11 protein-coding genes, 1 tRNA gene and 1 pseudogene are annotated in these 15,262 nt (G+C 69.7%); 9 read left to right on the top strand and 4 right to left on the bottom strand.

Going from position 1 to position 15,262, the window contains the following annotated elements:
* Positions 1 to 197: 197 nt before the first annotated feature.
* Positions 198 to 2,244 (bottom strand): annotated as a pseudogene (locus tag CRT23_RS06855) (TonB-dependent siderophore receptor).
* A 493-nt stretch (positions 2,245 to 2,737) separates the two neighbouring features.
* Here CRT23_RS06855 and purB point away from each other — a divergent pair.
* From purB to CRT23_RS06880, 5 genes are all read left to right on the top strand, one after another.
* The gene (gene purB, locus CRT23_RS06860; RefSeq protein WP_103709101.1) at positions 2,738 to 4,045 is read left to right on the top strand and encodes an adenylosuccinate lyase; all 1,308 of its coding nucleotides are present in this window, start codon (positions 2,738 to 2,740) and stop codon (positions 4,043 to 4,045) included.
* A gap of 58 nt (positions 4,046 to 4,103) precedes the next feature.
* On the top strand, positions 4,104 to 4,964 hold the full coding sequence (locus CRT23_RS06865) for a D-amino-acid transaminase (protein WP_103709102.1): 861 nt from the start codon (positions 4,104 to 4,106) through the stop codon (positions 4,962 to 4,964).
* A gap of 215 nt (positions 4,965 to 5,179) precedes the next feature.
* Positions 5,180 to 5,530: a hypothetical protein gene (locus CRT23_RS06870; RefSeq protein WP_103709103.1), complete on the top strand. Its 351-nt coding sequence runs from the start codon at positions 5,180 to 5,182 to the stop codon at positions 5,528 to 5,530.
* A 187-nt stretch (positions 5,531 to 5,717) separates the two neighbouring features.
* Positions 5,718 to 7,010, top strand: coding sequence for an adenylosuccinate synthase (locus tag CRT23_RS06875; RefSeq protein WP_055952641.1), 1,293 nt, complete (start codon positions 5,718 to 5,720; stop codon positions 7,008 to 7,010).
* A gap of 146 nt (positions 7,011 to 7,156) precedes the next feature.
* Entirely contained in the window at positions 7,157 to 8,812 is a 1,656-nt protein-coding gene (locus CRT23_RS06880; protein ID WP_103709104.1) for a histidine kinase, read from the top strand.
* Between the two features lie 190 nt (positions 8,813 to 9,002).
* Here CRT23_RS06880 and rpoH read toward each other — a convergent pair whose 3' ends face one another.
* Both rpoH and CRT23_RS06890 read right to left on the bottom strand, forming a co-directional pair.
* Entirely contained in the window at positions 9,003 to 9,893 is an 891-nt protein-coding gene (gene rpoH / locus CRT23_RS06885; RefSeq protein ID WP_055952636.1) for an RNA polymerase sigma factor RpoH, read from the bottom strand.
* A 235-nt stretch (positions 9,894 to 10,128) separates the two neighbouring features.
* Positions 10,129 to 11,079: an RluA family pseudouridine synthase gene (locus CRT23_RS06890; protein WP_245436039.1), complete on the bottom strand. Its 951-nt coding sequence runs from the start codon at positions 11,077 to 11,079 to the stop codon at positions 10,129 to 10,131.
* A 247-nt stretch (positions 11,080 to 11,326) separates the two neighbouring features.
* Between CRT23_RS06890 and CRT23_RS06895 the strand changes: the two genes are divergently transcribed.
* Positions 11,327 to 11,401 (top strand) — tRNA-Glu (locus tag CRT23_RS06895).
* 83 nt (positions 11,402 to 11,484) lie between these two features.
* On the opposite strand, the gene CRT23_RS06900 is transcribed toward CRT23_RS06895, so the two are convergent.
* Entirely contained in the window at positions 11,485 to 12,318 is an 834-nt protein-coding gene (locus CRT23_RS06900) for a Crp/Fnr family transcriptional regulator (protein ID WP_103709106.1), read from the bottom strand.
* 289 nt (positions 12,319 to 12,607) lie between these two features.
* Here CRT23_RS06900 and CRT23_RS06905 point away from each other — a divergent pair, with 289 nt between their 5' ends.
* From CRT23_RS06905 to CRT23_RS06915, 3 genes are all read left to right on the top strand, one after another.
* Positions 12,608 to 12,886 (top strand): hypothetical protein, encoded by a 279-nt coding sequence (locus tag CRT23_RS06905; protein WP_103709107.1) that lies wholly within the window; start codon positions 12,608 to 12,610, stop codon positions 12,884 to 12,886.
* Positions 12,887 to 13,177: 291 nt separating this feature from the next.
* Entirely contained in the window at positions 13,178 to 14,695 is a 1,518-nt protein-coding gene (locus CRT23_RS06910) for a chromosome partitioning protein ParA (protein ID WP_280137542.1), read from the top strand.
* 144 nt (positions 14,696 to 14,839) lie between these two features.
* Entirely contained in the window at positions 14,840 to 15,232 is a 393-nt protein-coding gene (locus tag CRT23_RS06915) for a hypothetical protein (RefSeq protein ID WP_055952625.1), read from the top strand.
* Positions 15,233 to 15,262 lie beyond the last annotated feature (30 nt).

Here is a 15,262-nt window from a genome sequence, read left to right on the forward strand (position 1 = left end):
TGACCTTTGTTTTAAAGGGCTTCTAAGAAGCGCTCGAAACAGTGCGCCAACATCCTCGCAACATTCGGCAAAACTGCATCGGCTTTTAATCCTGGAAATATTCCAGGGTGGGATGATCTGGCAAGGCATGTTGCGGCGATGCCACACGTCGAAGGCCGTCCCGGAAGCCGCGACCGCGCGCCGGGGCGGCGGCCGCCTCAGAAGCGGGCCACCACCTGCGCGCGGATCAGGCGCGGGGCGCCGGGGCTGATGTTGTTGTTGCCGTCGGCGGTGGCGATGTAGCCGCGGTCGAACAGGTTCTCGACATTGAGCTGGGCCCGGACGCCATCGGTGACCTGATAGAACAATCCGAGGTCGACGCGGCTGTAGCCCGGCAGCCGCACGGTGTTGTCGGAGGCCGCGAAGCTGTGCGTCTGGTGGACGAAGCCGATGCCGAGCGCGAACGCCTCGGTCACGTCGAACTTGTTCCACAGGGTCACGGCGTTGAAGGGGACGAGGCCGACCTGGTTGCCGGGTCGGACGGAGGTACCGCCGATGTTGAAGCCCTTGACGATGCGGGCAGGTGAAGGCGTAGCCGCCGGCGATCTGCCACCCGTCGGTGACGTAGCCGTTGGCACCGGTCTCGGCGCCCCGCGTGTTGGTCTGTCCGCTGGTGATGAAGAAGCCGGCATTGTTCGGGTCGGCGAGGCGCTGGTTGCTGCGGTCGAGGTTGTACAGGGCGCCGGTGAGCTGCAGCGTCGGGGCGATGTCGACCTTCACGCCGATCTCGGTGTTCTCGAACCGCTCCGGCTTGGCGATGGCGAGGCCCGGGGTCAGGGCATTGAACTGGTCGCCGGAGGACGGCAGGTAGGACACGCTGTAGCTGGCGTAGACGGCCAGCGCCTCGACCGGCTTCAGCACCAGGCCGAGGCGGGGCGAGGGCAGGTCGTCGACGCGGGCCTGGGTGACGGTGCTGCGCCGGTCCGTGGCGGCGAAATCGAAGCGGTCGTAGCGCAGGCCGCCGATGAGCTGAAGGTGCGGCCCGATCTCGACCTGGTCCTGCGCGTAGACGGCCGCGAGGCCGAGGTCGTAGCGGGTGTTGGCGCCGCTCGCGACGTTGCGGAAGCTGACGGGGACGCGGCTCACCGGCAAGAGCGGGTTGACCACCAGGGCCTGGGTGCCGGTGGTGGCGAAGACGCCGTCCTGGCGGAGGGTCAGACCCTCCTGGTGGCCGAGCTCGAACCCGCCGAGCAGCGTGTGCTTCAGGAGGCCGGTATCGAACCGGTAGGTGACATCGTTCTGGCTGAAGATGTTCGTCCGCGGCGACTCGGTGTTGTAGGCCGCCAGGGCCAGGGCGGTGCCGGCGGCGTTCACCGAGCCGGCCGCGCCGATGTTCGGATAGACGTTCTGATAGAATTTCGCGTAGTCGGCGAAGCGCAGCTGGCTGTGCAGCGCGATCCCGGATTCGAAGGCATGGTCCAGGGTCGCCGTGGCGATCTGGGCATCGACCCGGGCGTAGCTGAGGTCGGGATTGCCGAAGAAGGTCGCGATGTTCTGCCGATAGCGATAGGGCCGCCCGAACTGCGAGGGAATGCCCCGGTCCGCCGTGCGGTCGTCGTGGAAAGACTCGTAGGAAAGCTTCAGCGTCGTGACCGGGCCGAGCAGGAAGGTCAGGGTCGGATTGACGCCGTAGCGGCGCAGATCGACGAAGTTCCGGAAGCTGCCGCTGTCCTCGAACATCCCGTTCAGGCGGAAGAACACGCTGTCGCCGATCCGGTCGCCGACATCGACGGCCACGCGCTTCACGCCATAGGCGCCGCCGAGCCCCACCACCTCGCGGACCGGCACGCCGTCCGCCTCCTTCAGCACCCGATTGATCACGCCGCCACCGCCGCCCCGCCCGAAGATCATCGCGTTGGGACCTTTCAGCACCTCGATGCGCTGGACGTTGTAGAGGTCGCGGAAGTACTGAACGTCGTCGCGGATGCCGTTGACGAAGAAGTCGGCGTTCGAGCGCTGGCCCCGGATCACCACGTCGTCCCGGTTGCCCTCGCCCTGGTGGGCCACCACGCCCGGCACGTAGCGGATCGCGTCCGCGATGCTCTGGATGCCCTGGTCGCGGATCTGCTGCTGGGTCACGACCGTCACCGATTGCGGCGTGTCGATCAGGGCTGTGTCGGTCCTGGTGGCGCCGCGCGTCCGGGTGGTCAGGTAGCCGACGCTTTCGCCCGGGCTTCCGACGACGTGGAGCTGGTCGAGGGTGATGGCGGCGTCCTCGGCCGAGGCCGCATCCGCGAGGCCGAGGCTCCCCGTCCCCAGGAAGGTTGCACCCAGGAGGATGGCGCGGTGGAATCCGGCGGGGGCAGGCAGCATGGACGCTCTCGTCGGCAGGAGAATGCGTAACTCAGATGCAGCACATCCCCGTGTGAGATCCGGACTGTTCTGATACGCCCTGCGCCGTTATTGGAGGAGTTCCGTATAGTCCAGTGGATCGACGCTGGTTTTCTCTGGACCTATTCCAGCTTAGTCAAGGAGCGTGTGGCCAACGAGCTGCAACACAACAGAAATCGCCCTAGGAACGCTTTCCTGGAATGTTTCCAGTCGTGGCTCAATGGCCGGCACTGAGGCGAAAATGACGCGCTGCAACGTCCGGGCGCCCGGCTGCGCTGCGCCGTCCGCGTTGAGCGCCAACGCCACCCATGCTAGGCGCGCCTGATCCCGTTGCCCCCTTTCCCGACGCGTTGACCGAGGCGCCCGCATGATCCCCCGCTACAGCCGCCCCGAGATGACCGCGATCTGGTCCCCCGAATCGCGTTTCCGGATCTGGTTCGAGATCGAGGCCCACGCCACCACGGCCCTGGCCGAGATCGGCGTCGTCCCGAAGCAGGCGGCCGACGCGATCTGGGAGAAGGGCCGCGACGCGGTCTTCGACGTGGCCCGCATCGACGCCATCGAGGCGGTGACCAAGCACGACGTCATCGCGTTCCTGACGCATCTGGCCGAGATCGTCGGGCCCGAGGCCCGCTTCGTCCACCAGGGCATGACGTCGTCGGACGTGCTCGACACCTGCCTGAACGTCCAGCTCGTCCGCGCCGCCGACCTGCTGATCAAGGACGTCGATGCCCTGCTCGCCGCCCTCAAGCGCCGCGCCTTCGAGCACAAGATGACGCCGACCATCGGCCGCTCGCACGGCATCCATGCCGAGCCGGTCACCTTCGGCCTCAAGCTCGCCGGGGCCTATGCGGAATTCGAGCGGGCGCGCGCCCGCCTCGTGGCGGCCCGCGCGGAGATCGCCACCTGCGCGATCTCGGGGGCCGTCGGCACCTTCGCCAACATCGACCCGCGGGTGGAAGAGTACGTCGCCGAGGCCATGGGCCTGACGCCCGAGCCGGTCTCGACCCAGGTCATCCCGCGCGACCGCCATGCCATGTTCTTCGCGGTGCTGGGCGTGGTCGCCTCCTCGGTGGAGCGCCTCTCCATCGAGGTCCGCCACCTCCAGCGCACGGAAGTGCTGGAAGCGGAAGAATTCTTCTCCGAGGGCCAGAAGGGCTCCTCGGCCATGCCGCACAAGCGCAACCCGGTGCTCACCGAGAACCTGACGGGCCTCGCCCGCATGGTGCGCGCCTACGCGCTGCCCGCCATGGAGAACGTCGCCCTCTGGCACGAGCGCGACATCTCGCACTCCTCGGTGGAGCGCATGATCGGGCCGGACGCCACCGTCACCCTCGACTTCGCCCTGGGCCGCCTCACCGGCGTCGTCGACAAGCTGCTGATCTATCCGGAGAACATGCAGCGCAACCTGGACAAGCTCGGCGGCCTCGTCCACTCGCAGCGGGTGTTGCTGGCCCTGACCCAGGCCGGCGTGTCCCGCGAGGACGCCTACCGCCTGGTCCAGCGCAACGCGATGCCGGTCTGGCGCGGCGAGGGCGACTTCCTGGCCCTGCTGAAGGCCGATGCCGACGTCACCGCGGCGCTGACCCCGGAGCAGATCGAGGAGTGCTTCGATCTCGGCTACCACTTCAAGCACGTGGACACGATCTTCGCCCGGGTGTTCGGCGCAAGCTGAACATCGCACGAATCCTGCCTGTCCCGACCAGTTCCACCCGGACCGAAGAGGTAACCCCGTGTCCCAGGCCCGCATCGTCTACCTGAACGGCGACTTCCTGCCCTTCACCGAGGCGCGCGTGCCGATCATGGATCGGGGCTTCCTCTTCGCCGACGGGATCTACGAGGTCTCGGCGGTGCTCGACGGGCGCCTCGTGGACAACGAGGCCCACCTCGCCCGCCTCGACCGCTCGCTGGGCGAGATCGACATCGCCAACCCGCACAGCCTGGCCGAGTGGATCGGCCTGCAGACCGACCTCATCGCCCGCAACGGGCTGACCGAGGGGCTGGTCTACATGCAGGTGACGCGCGGCGTGTACGAACGCGACTTCGCCTATCCGCCCGCCGGCACCAGGCCCACGGTGATGATGTTCACCCAGGCCAAGACCGTGGCGGCCAACCCGCTCGCGGAGACCGGTGCCAAGATCATCACGGTGCCGGACCTGCGCTGGAAGCGCCGGGACATCAAGTCGGTGGCCCTCCTCGCCCAGGTGCTGGCCAAGCAGCAGGCCGCCGCCGCCGGCGTCGCCGAGGCCTGGATGGTCGAGGACGATGCGGTCACCGAGGGCTCGTCCTCGACGGCCTTCATCGTCACGACGGGCGGCGCCCTGGTGACGCGGCCCCTGTCCACGGCGCTCCTGCCGGGCATCACCCGCAAGGCGGTGCTGCGCCTCGCCGAGGAAGCGGGCCTCGCCCTGGAGGAGCGCCTGTTCAGCGTCGCCGAGGCCCTGGCGGCGGCCGAGGCCTTCTACACCAGCGCCTCGGCCTTCGTGATGCCGGTGGTCTCCATCGACGGTCATGCCGTCGGCGAGGGCCGCCCCGGCCCCCACACCCGGCGCCTGCGCGAGCTCTACCTCGCCATGGCGCGCGAGAGCGCGTGAACCTTCGGACGATGGCGCGCGAGAGCAGGTAGGTCGAGGACGGCCCTCCGCGCGGCTTCCGCTCCCCCGCGCAAGGGGGGATGAAACCGCGGGACCCGTTCCTCTCCAGAGCCCCGCCCCAGGACCTTCGTCCCATCACAGGACCGGTGGGACAGGAACGCTTCGGCCCCCGGCCTGTTCTCCCTGAAACCTCGCAACCGAGACAGGGAGACCCTATGCGCTCGATCCTCACCCTCGCGGTCGGCTTCAGCCTGATCGCCGGCACGGCCTTCGCGCAGTCCCCCGACGCGCCGCTGAAGGGCCGGGACACCGATCCGGCCCTGCCGCCGCCGAACCAGACCATCCCCGACAAGATCCGTCCCTCCGACGGGACCGCCGACAAGGGCACCTCCGCCGACAAGGGCACGCTCAGCGACAAGCTCGAGAAGAGCGACGGCGTCATCAAGCCGCCCGGCAACGCGGCCCCCGGCATGGTGGTGACCCCGCCCGACCCGAATCCCGGCGCGATGCCGGTGATCAAACCCGGCGACCTGCCCGGCCGCCAGCCCGGAACCGAGGCCCGCTAGGCACCAGGGCCGGTAGCGGGACCGCAGTATCGGGCCCGACCCCTCGGCATACCCGCTCATCCGGGCGCGGACGGGCCCCTTGCTTGATTTCCGCGCACGGATCGCGGAAAGACCCGAGGACAGCGAAAGCGGTCCGCCCGTTAGGTCGGGCCGCTTTCGCGCGGGTTACGGCACAGGTCTTGAGTGAATGGCAAACGTCGTCGTCGTAGGCGCCCAGTGGGGTGACGAAGGCAAGGGCAAGATCGTCGACTGGCTCTCCGAGCAGGCCGACGTCGTCGTCCGCTTCCAGGGCGGCCACAATGCCGGCCACACGCTTGTGGTCGACGGGGTGACGTACAAGCTCGCGCTGCTGCCGTCGGGCGTGGTGCGGGGCGGCAAGCTGTCGGTGATCGGCAACGGCGTCGTGGTCGATCCGTGGCACCTCGTCGACGAGATCGCCCGGCTCCAAGCCCAGGGCGTCGAGATCTCGCCCCAGACCCTGCGCATCGCCGACAACGCCACCCTGATCCTGCCGCTGCACCGCGAGCTCGACCATTTCCGCGAGACCTCGAACGCCGGGCTCAAGATCGGCACCACGAAGCGCGGCATCGGCCCGGCCTACGAGGACAAGGTCGGCCGCCGGGCCATCCGGGTCGTCGACCTCGCCGACGCGTCGACCCTCGAATCGAAGATCGAGCGGGTGCTCACCCACCACAACGCCCTGCGCCGGGGCCTCGGCATCGCCGAGGTGGATGCGGGCGCCCTGCTGGCCGAGCTGAAGGCGATCGCGCCGACGATCCTGCCCTACGCCGACACGGTCTGGAAGCTCCTCGACGACGAGCGCCGCGCCGGCAAGCGCATCCTGTTCGAGGGCGCGCAGGGCGCCCTGCTCGACGTCGACCACGGCACCTATCCGTTCGTGACCTCCTCGAACATCGTGGCCGCGCAGGCCGCCACCGGCTCCGGCATGGGCCCCTCAGCGATCGGCTACGTGCTCGGCATCGCCAAGGCCTACACCACCCGGGTCGGCGAGGGTCCGTTCCCCACCGAGCTGTTCGACGAGATCGGCGAGACCATCGGCGCGCGCGGCCGCGAGTTCGGCGTCAACACCGGGCGCAAGCGTCGCTGCGGCTGGTTCGACGCGGTGCTGGTGCGCCAGACCGTCCGGACCTCGGGCATCGACGGCATCGCCCTGACCAAGCTCGACATCCTCGACGGTTTCGAGTCGATCAAGGTCTGCACCGGCTACCGCCTCGACGGACAGGTGGTGGACCACCTCCCCGCCAACCAGGCGGCGCAGGCCAAGGTGGAGCCGATCTACGAGACCATCGAGGGCTGGTCGGGCACGACGGCCGGCGCCCGCTCCTGGGCCGACCTGCCGGCCCAGGCGATCAAGTACGTGCGCCGGATCGAGGAGCTGATCGGCGCGCCGGTGGCGCTGCTCTCGACCTCCCCGGAGCGCAACGACACCATCCTCATGCACAACCCCTTTGAGGACTAGGGCGGTTTCCGCTTGATGGGCGCGCGGCCGCGTGGGGAAGATACGCCCATGACGGCCCCGCGGCGGTCGGCCGGCTCCGCCCGTCCGCGGGACTGCGGGACGAGGCGGCCGGCCAGTCGCCGGTGAGAAGGCGGATCTGAGGCACGATGGCCGACTATTATCCCCTGCTGGCACGGGCGCTCGACGCGATGCCCGACCGCTCCCCGGCCCTGCGCCAGGCCGTCTACGAGCGCGCGCGCGGCGCGCTGATCGGTCAGCTCCGCTCCCTCGATCCGCCCCTGTCCGAGGACGACATCGACCTCGAGCGCAACGCCCTCGAGGCGGCCATCCTGCGCCTGGAGCGCGACCACGGCGGGGCCGCGGCGGCGGCGCCCGACCCGGCCCCGGTGCCGGTGCCGGTGCCGCCCGCGCCCGAGCCGGAACCCCTGCGGCCGCCACCCCCGGCCAACGATCCCATCGACCTGCCCGAGCCGGCGCCGCCCGAGGCGCTTTCGGCCGGGTCGCATCCCCCAGAGCCGTCCCCGCCGGAGCCGACGCCGCCGGGGGCGACCCTGCCGCCCGCGCCGCCGCCGAATCTCGGTGTGCCCGCCGCACGGCCGCCCGAAGTGGCACGGCCGCCCGAAGTCGTGCGGTCCCCCGAAGCCGCACGGCCCGAAAGCGTCTCGCCCGAGCCCGCCCGTGACGAGGCGGTTCCGCCGGCACCTGAGCCGGCGCCCGCGATCACCGTCGCGCCGCCGGGGCCACGCGACAGCGCCGGCCCGTCGTCCGAGAACGGCGCCGACACCATCCCGCCGCCGGTCCGCATCCAGGCCCGCAAGGCGAAGAACCCGCCCTTCATGGCCGCCGACGGGGCGGACGAAGCGGCCGTGCCGACCCCGTCGGTCGCCGATGACGGCAGCGAAGTGCCGCCCCCGGATGGCGGCCAGCGCCAGCGACCGCGCATCGAGGTGGTCGGGCCGCGGGACGGACGCTCGCGCCTCCTGCGCAACGTGCTCGTGGGCAGCATCCTGATCGCGGTGATCGGCCTGATCGCCGTGGCCGCCTTCCTTTTGCGCGACAAGCCGGCCGATCTTCAGCCGATCGCCAGCGAGCAGCAGGACGTGGCTCCGGACGGTGCCGATTCGAAGTTCGCCGATCGGGTCGGCGGCGACGCCGCACCGGCCGAGCGCGCCGCGCCGGCCCGGCGTCCCGCCCCGGCGCCGGCGGCGTCCCCGACGCCGGCCGCACCGACCCAGGCGCAGCCGGACCTCGCGGTCACCCAGCGCGCGATGCTTTACGAGGAGAACATGGGCGGCGGCGCGAACGCCACGCCGACCACCACCCAGGGCCGGGTGGTCTGGCGCCTCGACACCGTTCCGGGTGAGCAGGGCCAGCAGCTGGAGACCGTCGTGCGTGCCACGGCCGAGTTCCCGGATGCCGGGCTGTCTCTCGTGATGACCGTGCGCCGCAACCTCGACGCGACCCTGCCAGCCTCGCACACCATCGAGCTCGCCTTCACGCCGAGCGGTCCCACGGCCGCCCGGCACAACGTCCAGGATATCGGTCTGCTTCAAGGCAAGGACGAGGAGGGTGCCCGCGGCTCCCCCGTGTCCGGCCTGCCGGTGCGGGTGCGCGAGAACCTGTTCCTCATCGGGCTGTCCTCGCTGCCGAACGACATCGAGCGCAACACCGACATCCTGCTGCACAAGAACTGGTTCGACATCACGCTGAAGTTCGCCGCCGGGCCCCGTGGGATCATCGCCTTCGAGAAAGGCACCGCCGGGACCCAGGTCCTGCAGAGCGCCTTCGACCAGTGGCGCTGAGGCGTCGCGCGCCGCGGCCTCGGTCAAGGAGCGGTGAGGCCGCGCCCTGAATTGCGGGCGCGCTTACGTTCGGTGAGCGAGGTTCGATCGTACACGCGGCCGTAAACGACAACAGCCCCCCGGCACGATGGCCGGGGGGCCTGTTGTCGTTTCACTGATGACCGCTTTGACCGCAGACCCGCTCTGACGATCAGGCGTGGGCCTCGGCGCGCGGGGCCTCGCGGGTGGCCAAGTTGCGCTTGACCGCCTCCTGGATCTTCTCGAACGCGCGGACCTCGATCTGGCGGACGCGCTCGCGCGATACGCCGAATTCGCCCGAGAGGTCCTCCAGGGTGATCGGGTCGTCGGCGAGGCGACGGGCCTCGAAGATGCGCCGCTCGCGCGGGTTGAGCACGGACAGAGCGTCACGCAGGGCCGAGAGGCGGTTCTGCCCCTCCTCCTCGCGGGCGAGCACGGTCTCCTGGCTCGGGCTGTTGTCCACGAGCCAATCCTGCCACTCGCCCTCGCCTTCCTCGCGCAGGGGCGCGTTGAGGGAGGTGTCGCCCGAGAGGCGGCGGTTCATGTCGATCACCTCCTGCTCGGGCACGCCGAGCTTGGTGGCGATCTGCGCGACCTGATCCGGCTTGAGGTCGCCCTCGTCGAGGGCCGAGATCCGCCCCTTGGCCTTGCGCAGGTTGAAGAAGAGCTTCTTCTGGTTGGCGGTGGTGCCCATCTTCACGAGGGACCACGAGCGCAGGATGTACTCCTGGATCGCCGCCTTGATCCACCACATGGCATAGGTGGCCAGGCGGAAGCCCTTGTCCGGCTCGAAGCGCTTGACCGCCTGCATCAGGCCGACATTGCCCTCGGACACGACCTCGCCGATCGGAAGGCCGTAGCCGCGATAGCCCATGGCGATCTTGGCGACGAGGCGCAGGTGGGACGTGACGAGCCGATGAGCGGCGTTGCGATCGCCCTTCTCGCGCCAGTCCTTCGCGAGCGTGAACTCCTCGTTCGGCTCCAGCATCGGGAACTTGCGGATCTCGTCAAGGTAGCGTGAGAGGCCACCTTCGGTGGCGAGCACTGGCAATGCGCCGGCCATGATCTTACCTCCTTGAAAGGACCCCCTGAGGGCGGTCCGGAGCGAACCGCCGCTCCCTTGAGCCGACCGTTCGATTCCCTCACTCTAGCGGGAAACCGGCGGGAACGGAAAGGCGACGCGTGGGCCGCGTCTGGCATCAACGCGCGGAATCTCGCTTGGGTCTGTCATGTCACGAATGGCCGCAGCCCGCCGTGTCCTGGCGCACGCCCACGCGGTCTTGACTGTGTCAGCGGCGCTACGCCCCGGCCCGGAGCGCGCCGACCAGGGCCTGGAGGTCCGGCGGCAGCGGACTCTCGAAATGCAGGGTGTCGCCCGTGCGCGGATGGGCGAAGCCCAGCACGCTGGCGTGAAGGGCCTGTCGCCCCAGGGTGTCGAGGGCGGCGCGCGCCTCCGGGCCGAGGCGGCCCGCCTTGGTCTTGAAGGCGCCGCCATAGACCGTGTCCCCCAGCAGCGGATGGCCCCGATGGCTGAGATGCACGCGGATCTGATGCGTGCGTCCCGTCTCCAGCGTGCAGCGCACCAGCGCCACCGGCGCCTCGGTCCCGAGCACCGCCTCGACCCGGTAATGGGTGATCGCGTGGCGGCCGCCCTCCCCGCGTACCACCGCGATCTTCTCCCGGTTGCGCACGCTGCGGGCGAGGTTCGCCTCGATGGTGCCGGCGCGGGGCTCGGGGACGCCCCAGGCCAGGGCGAGATAGGCCCGCTCCAGGGGCCCGGTACGGCCATGGTCGGCGAACTGCGCCGTGAGCCCCGCATGGGCCAGATCGTTCTTGGCCACCACCAGCAGGCCGCTGGTGTCCTTGTCGATGCGGTGGACGATCCCCGGCCGGCGCACGCCGCCGATCCCCGACAGGCTCTCGCCGCAATGGGCGATGAGGCCGTTCACCAGGGTGCCCGATTCGTGGCCGGGCGCCGGGTGGACGACGAGGCCGGCGGGCTTGTCGATGACGATGAGGTCGTCGTCCTCGTACACGATGGCGAGGTCGAGGGCCTGGGCCACGGGTTCCGCCGCCACGGCCTCCGGCATCACCACGGCGAGTTCGGCGCCGGGGCCGACCTTCACGGACGGGTCGAGGCTGACGGTGCCGTCCCGGCACACCTGTCCGGCTCGGATGAGATCCTGCAGCCGCGAGCGCGAGACGTCGGGAAAGGCCCGGGCCAGGGCCCGGTCCAGGCGCTCCGTCACGGCGTCCTCGGGGAGCGTCGCACGGCGGTCCGTGGACCCCTGCCCATGGTCGCGTCCCGGCAGATGTTCGAGTCCCGGCAGATCTTGGAGTCCCGGCAAGGGGCGATCCTTCGCTCTAAAAATGTTGCGTCTGCGCCGACCGGGCCATTTCAGCCCTTGTCGTGCCGCGCGACCCTCGCTATACGATCGCCCATCGGCCGGGAAGCACGGATCGCCGCGGCGATTACCAACGGCTTCCCGCCGGTCCGCGCCCATCGTCTAGCGGTTAGGACAGGTCCCTCTCACGGATCAGACCGGGGTTCGATTCCCCGTGGGCGCGCCAAGCACTTCCCTCTCCTTGCACGACAGATCCGCCGGAGCCCGAGCGTTCGGGCGCGGCCGAGATCCTGGGCGGTCCGTTGCCCGTCAATTCGGACGCGGGGTCTGGGCGCCGAGGCAATGGGCGGCCATGGCGTTGAGACGATGGGCTGGAATCCGCTGGATCGGGCGCTGGTCCGTGTCCGACTCGACGCGAAGGTAGCCCGGGTCGAATTCGGCGAAGGCGGACAGGGCCGCCAGATCGGGAATGGTGAGGCGCCGGTCCCGGAGTTCGATGAGCCCATCGCCGCGCAGCTCCTGCAGAACCCGGTTGACGTGGACGTTCGAGAGGCCGGTGGCGTCGGCGAGATCGCCTTGGGTCTGCGGCAGCGCGCAGCTGTTGCCGGTCGTCCGCCCCACCCGCTCCTGACGAACGAAGAGTTCGCAGAACAGGTGGGCGATCCGCTTCACGCCGGGCTGGCATCCGAGATTGACCACCCACTCGCGCAGGGTCGCCTCGTCGACCAGCGTGCTGAGCCGCAGGGCGCAGGCCACCGCGGGGGCGGTGTCCAGGAGGTCGGCGATGGTGTCGGACGCGAGGTGAACCGCCTTGCAGGGCGACAGGGTGACGATGCTGTGGTCCATCCGCTCCAGGAGCGAGGCATCCAGGTCGCAGAGGTCGCCGGGCAGCAGGAACGCCAGGATCTGACGCCGGCCGCTGACCCGCGCCTTCTGGCGGCACGCCACCCCGTCCACGATCAGCCAGAGACCGTCCGGCTTTTCGCCCTCGCGCACCAGCGGGGTGTGCGGGTCGAGGCTGCGCCGCTCCGCGCTGATCCGTTCCAGCATCGCCCGGTCCGCCTCCGACAACTCGACAAAGCTCTCGAGCTTTCGCGTGACGGGATTCGGTAAGCGTGCAGCCGCGTTGTCCGTCCGGTTCATGCAGTCTTCACTCGTGATACCCGGTGGATCACTGAACTTAAGTAGTTCTTATGTCTATAAATGTTAGCGAGCGAATTGGGCGTATTCAATCATCTATACACGAATTGTCGACAATCGGACAAATTATGCTGCGCTGAGAATGCGAGTCCGTGCAGCGAAGACGCCTTTGAACTGCAAGGTCCCGAGGCGGTGCCGCGACATCGTGATCGGACGTCGTTCCGGGGGGCCTGGCCGCGATAGGACAAGCTGTCCGGCTGACGACCGCGCCCTTGCCATGCGATGAGCGGGCATGATCCGGGTCATCAAGCACATTCTCGTCGAGCCCACGGCGGACCAGCTCCCGCGCCTGCGCCGGATTCAGGCGGCGGTCCTCGCCCGGTTTCCGGACGCCACCACGGAGATCGTCCCCGGCCTGCTGGACGATGACCTCGTCGTCGAGGTGCGGCTTCCGCTGCTCCACCTCCTGGCCTGGCGTGGGGCGCGGGAGGCCTGGGGCGACTTCCGCCCCGCCGCCGACGGGACGCCGCCCGAGCATCCCGAAGGACCGCGCGACGCCGGACCGGCGTGAATCGGCGCGGGCGGTACCCGCCATCCCCAGCGGAGTGTTCACGCTTACGCGAGGAATTACGGATACGCTTGTGCGCCGTATTCCAGCAATCGTCCGTCCGGCCCCCAAATGGACCCTCACGATTGTTAGACCGAGCCCAGCAACGCGCCGGATCTCGCGGCCCTGCGCCACAAAAGCCATACGTTAACATTTTGCTAACAGGACCCGTTTGGCGTGATTGACAGGGGAGGGAAATTGCAACTTTGATAAATCCGTGTCGTGGGTTGTCCGCCACGAGGATGGATCGCAGAAATGAGCTGGCTTTCGCTCCGCAAATTGACCGCAAGTGAAAGCAAGGCACCGTCTTCCCAACAGACCGATGCGTTGTTGCGCGCTCCAATACAGGACGTGCCTTTTATCCGAATTGCTGATGAGGCCGAGACGACGGAGCCTTCACTGGACAGTGAAGACCTTTCGCTGGATTCTCTTGGGCAGCACAACGAGAGCCTGCGGTTCCGCGTGGCCGAAATGTCCGAGCGGCTCGACGACCTGAAGTCGCTCCAGGCGGATTTCTCCGCCCTGCTCGTGCCGATCGTGGCGATCACCGAGGAGCTTCCGCGGGCCAAGGTCCGGACGGCGGAGCTCGAGACCCTGCTGGCGATGGAGCAGAGCACCGCCGCCACCCTCCGGCGCGATCTCGCCGACGCCACCGGGCGCCTCGCCGCGGCGACCAACGACGTCGCCGCCGCCAAGATCCAGCTGCACCACCTCGAGACCAGCCTCCAGGCCCGCGACGCGGCGGCCGAGGAGGTCCGGATCGCCCTGCGCGACAAGACCCTACAGGCCGAGAACCTGGAGCGGCGTCTGTTCGCCGAGACCGAGCAGAGCCGTGCCCTGCAGGGCGAGAGCAAGGCGCTGCGGGTCGAGGCCAAGGCCCTGGACCAGGCCCTGGCCCGCTCCGACAGCGAGCTGCAGGACCTGCGCGAGAGCCGGCACGCCCTGGACCGGGACAACCTCCGGCTCCAGAACCTGAGCGAGGCTCAGGCGGCCCAGCTCGCCGAGCTGACCGCCCGGGCCGAGGAGTTCGAGGGCCAGGCCGAGTCCAACCGCGTCGCCCTGCACAACGTCGAGCAGCAGCTGGCCGCCGAGGTCGCCGCCGCCCAAAAGGCGGAGGCCCAGTACGAGGCCGAGGTCGCCAACCATCGCACCGAGCGCGCGAGCCTCGCCATGCGGGTCGAGGCCGCCACGAGCCGCCTCGCCAACACCGAGCAGATGCTGTCCCAGCTGCGCACCCAGCTGCGCGAACGCGACGAGGCCGGCCGCTCGGCCGAGCGCGGTCTCAAGGAAGCCTCCATCGAGCGCGTCACCCTGGAGCGTCGGCTGGAGAGCGCCCAGGTGGATCTCGCCCGGCAGAACGAGCGCTTCCTCGAGATGCAGCGGGCGCGCTCGGAATTCGAGCATCGCTGCGAGATGCTGACCAAGGCGATGGCGGCCAAGGATGCGGCCCTGGAACAGGCCCTCGGCCGGGTCTCCAGCCTGTCCGACCGCATCGACCACCTCGTCCACCGCCAGGAGGTGGAGCGCGCGGATTTCGAGACCGTGAACCACCGCCTGATCGAGGAGCTCCAGCACGAGCGCTCCGAGCGCAAGCTGGCCCAGGGCGCCCTCGACATCGCCCGCGAGAGCCGCGTCGCCCTGCAGAAGCAGCACGAGGCCCTGCGCCGCTCGGCCCGCAGCTTCGCCGGGGACGAGGTGGCGCGGAACGAGCCGGCCGCGCCCGCGCCGGAGCCCAGCAACGTCCGTCCCTTCACGCCCCCGCCCGAGAAGTAGCGCCCGACCCGACCGATCCAGCCTCGCCGACCCGACCCCTCCACCCCTTCAAGAGACGGCGCGGCGGAGACCCCGCGCAGGGATGCCCAGATGTCCGAGACCGCGCTTCGCGACCGAGAAACCTCTTCTGCCGGAGCCTGGCTGATGCGCAGCTTGCCCAGCCCCCATCGCGGGTCGGCCGCACCCGAGCAGGGCCCGTCGGACGAGGCGCTGCCGGCCCCGGCCAATGCCGGTCCGAAGCGGGACTGGTCCGCCTCCCTCGACCTCATCCACGAGGCGACGGCCGCGATCCGCATCAGCGAGGAGCGGGCCGCCGAGCTGGAGCAGGAGCTGGAGCGCACGGTGGCACGGGCCCTGGAGCGGGCCACCGCCCTGGAGGCGCAGGTCGCCGCCGCCCAGTCCCGCGCCGACCTCGCGGAGCGCCGGGCGGACGAGGCCGAGGAGTGGCTGGCCCGCCTGCACGACGCCGTGGTCGAGGGCTTCACCCGCCGCGCGCCGGCGGAGGAGGCGAATCCGGCCAAGGTCGCGACGCCGTGAGGGGCCGGGGCGTCGGCGGTGGACCCACCC

Origin of the sequence: Methylobacterium sp. V23, assembly GCF_002917135.1 — a bacterium.
GTDB lineage: Bacteria > Pseudomonadota > Alphaproteobacteria > Rhizobiales > Beijerinckiaceae > Methylobacterium.

Bases quoted from the DNA above. Each gene is read 5' to 3' on its own strand.
- purB (WP_103709101.1), top strand. From the start codon at position 2,738: ATGATCCCCCGCTACAGCCGCCCCGAGATGACCGCGATCTGGTCCCCC.
- CRT23_RS06870 (WP_103709103.1), top strand. From the start codon at position 5,180: ATGCGCTCGATCCTCACCCTCGCGGTCGGCTTCAGCCTGATCGCCGGC.
- CRT23_RS06875 (WP_055952641.1), top strand. From the start codon at position 5,718: ATGGCAAACGTCGTCGTCGTAGGCGCCCAGTGGGGTGACGAAGGCAAG.
- CRT23_RS06880 (WP_103709104.1), top strand. From the start codon at position 7,157: ATGGCCGACTATTATCCCCTGCTGGCACGGGCGCTCGACGCGATGCCC.
- rpoH (WP_055952636.1), bottom strand. From the start codon at position 9,893: ATGGCCGGCGCATTGCCAGTGCTCGCCACCGAAGGTGGCCTCTCACGC.
- CRT23_RS06900 (WP_103709106.1), bottom strand. From the start codon at position 12,318: ATGAACCGGACGGACAACGCGGCTGCACGCTTACCGAATCCCGTCACG.
- CRT23_RS06905 (WP_103709107.1), top strand. From the start codon at position 12,608: ATGATCCGGGTCATCAAGCACATTCTCGTCGAGCCCACGGCGGACCAG.
- CRT23_RS06910 (WP_280137542.1), top strand. From the start codon at position 13,178: ATGAGCTGGCTTTCGCTCCGCAAATTGACCGCAAGTGAAAGCAAGGCA.
- CRT23_RS06915 (WP_055952625.1), top strand. From the start codon at position 14,840: ATGCGCAGCTTGCCCAGCCCCCATCGCGGGTCGGCCGCACCCGAGCAG.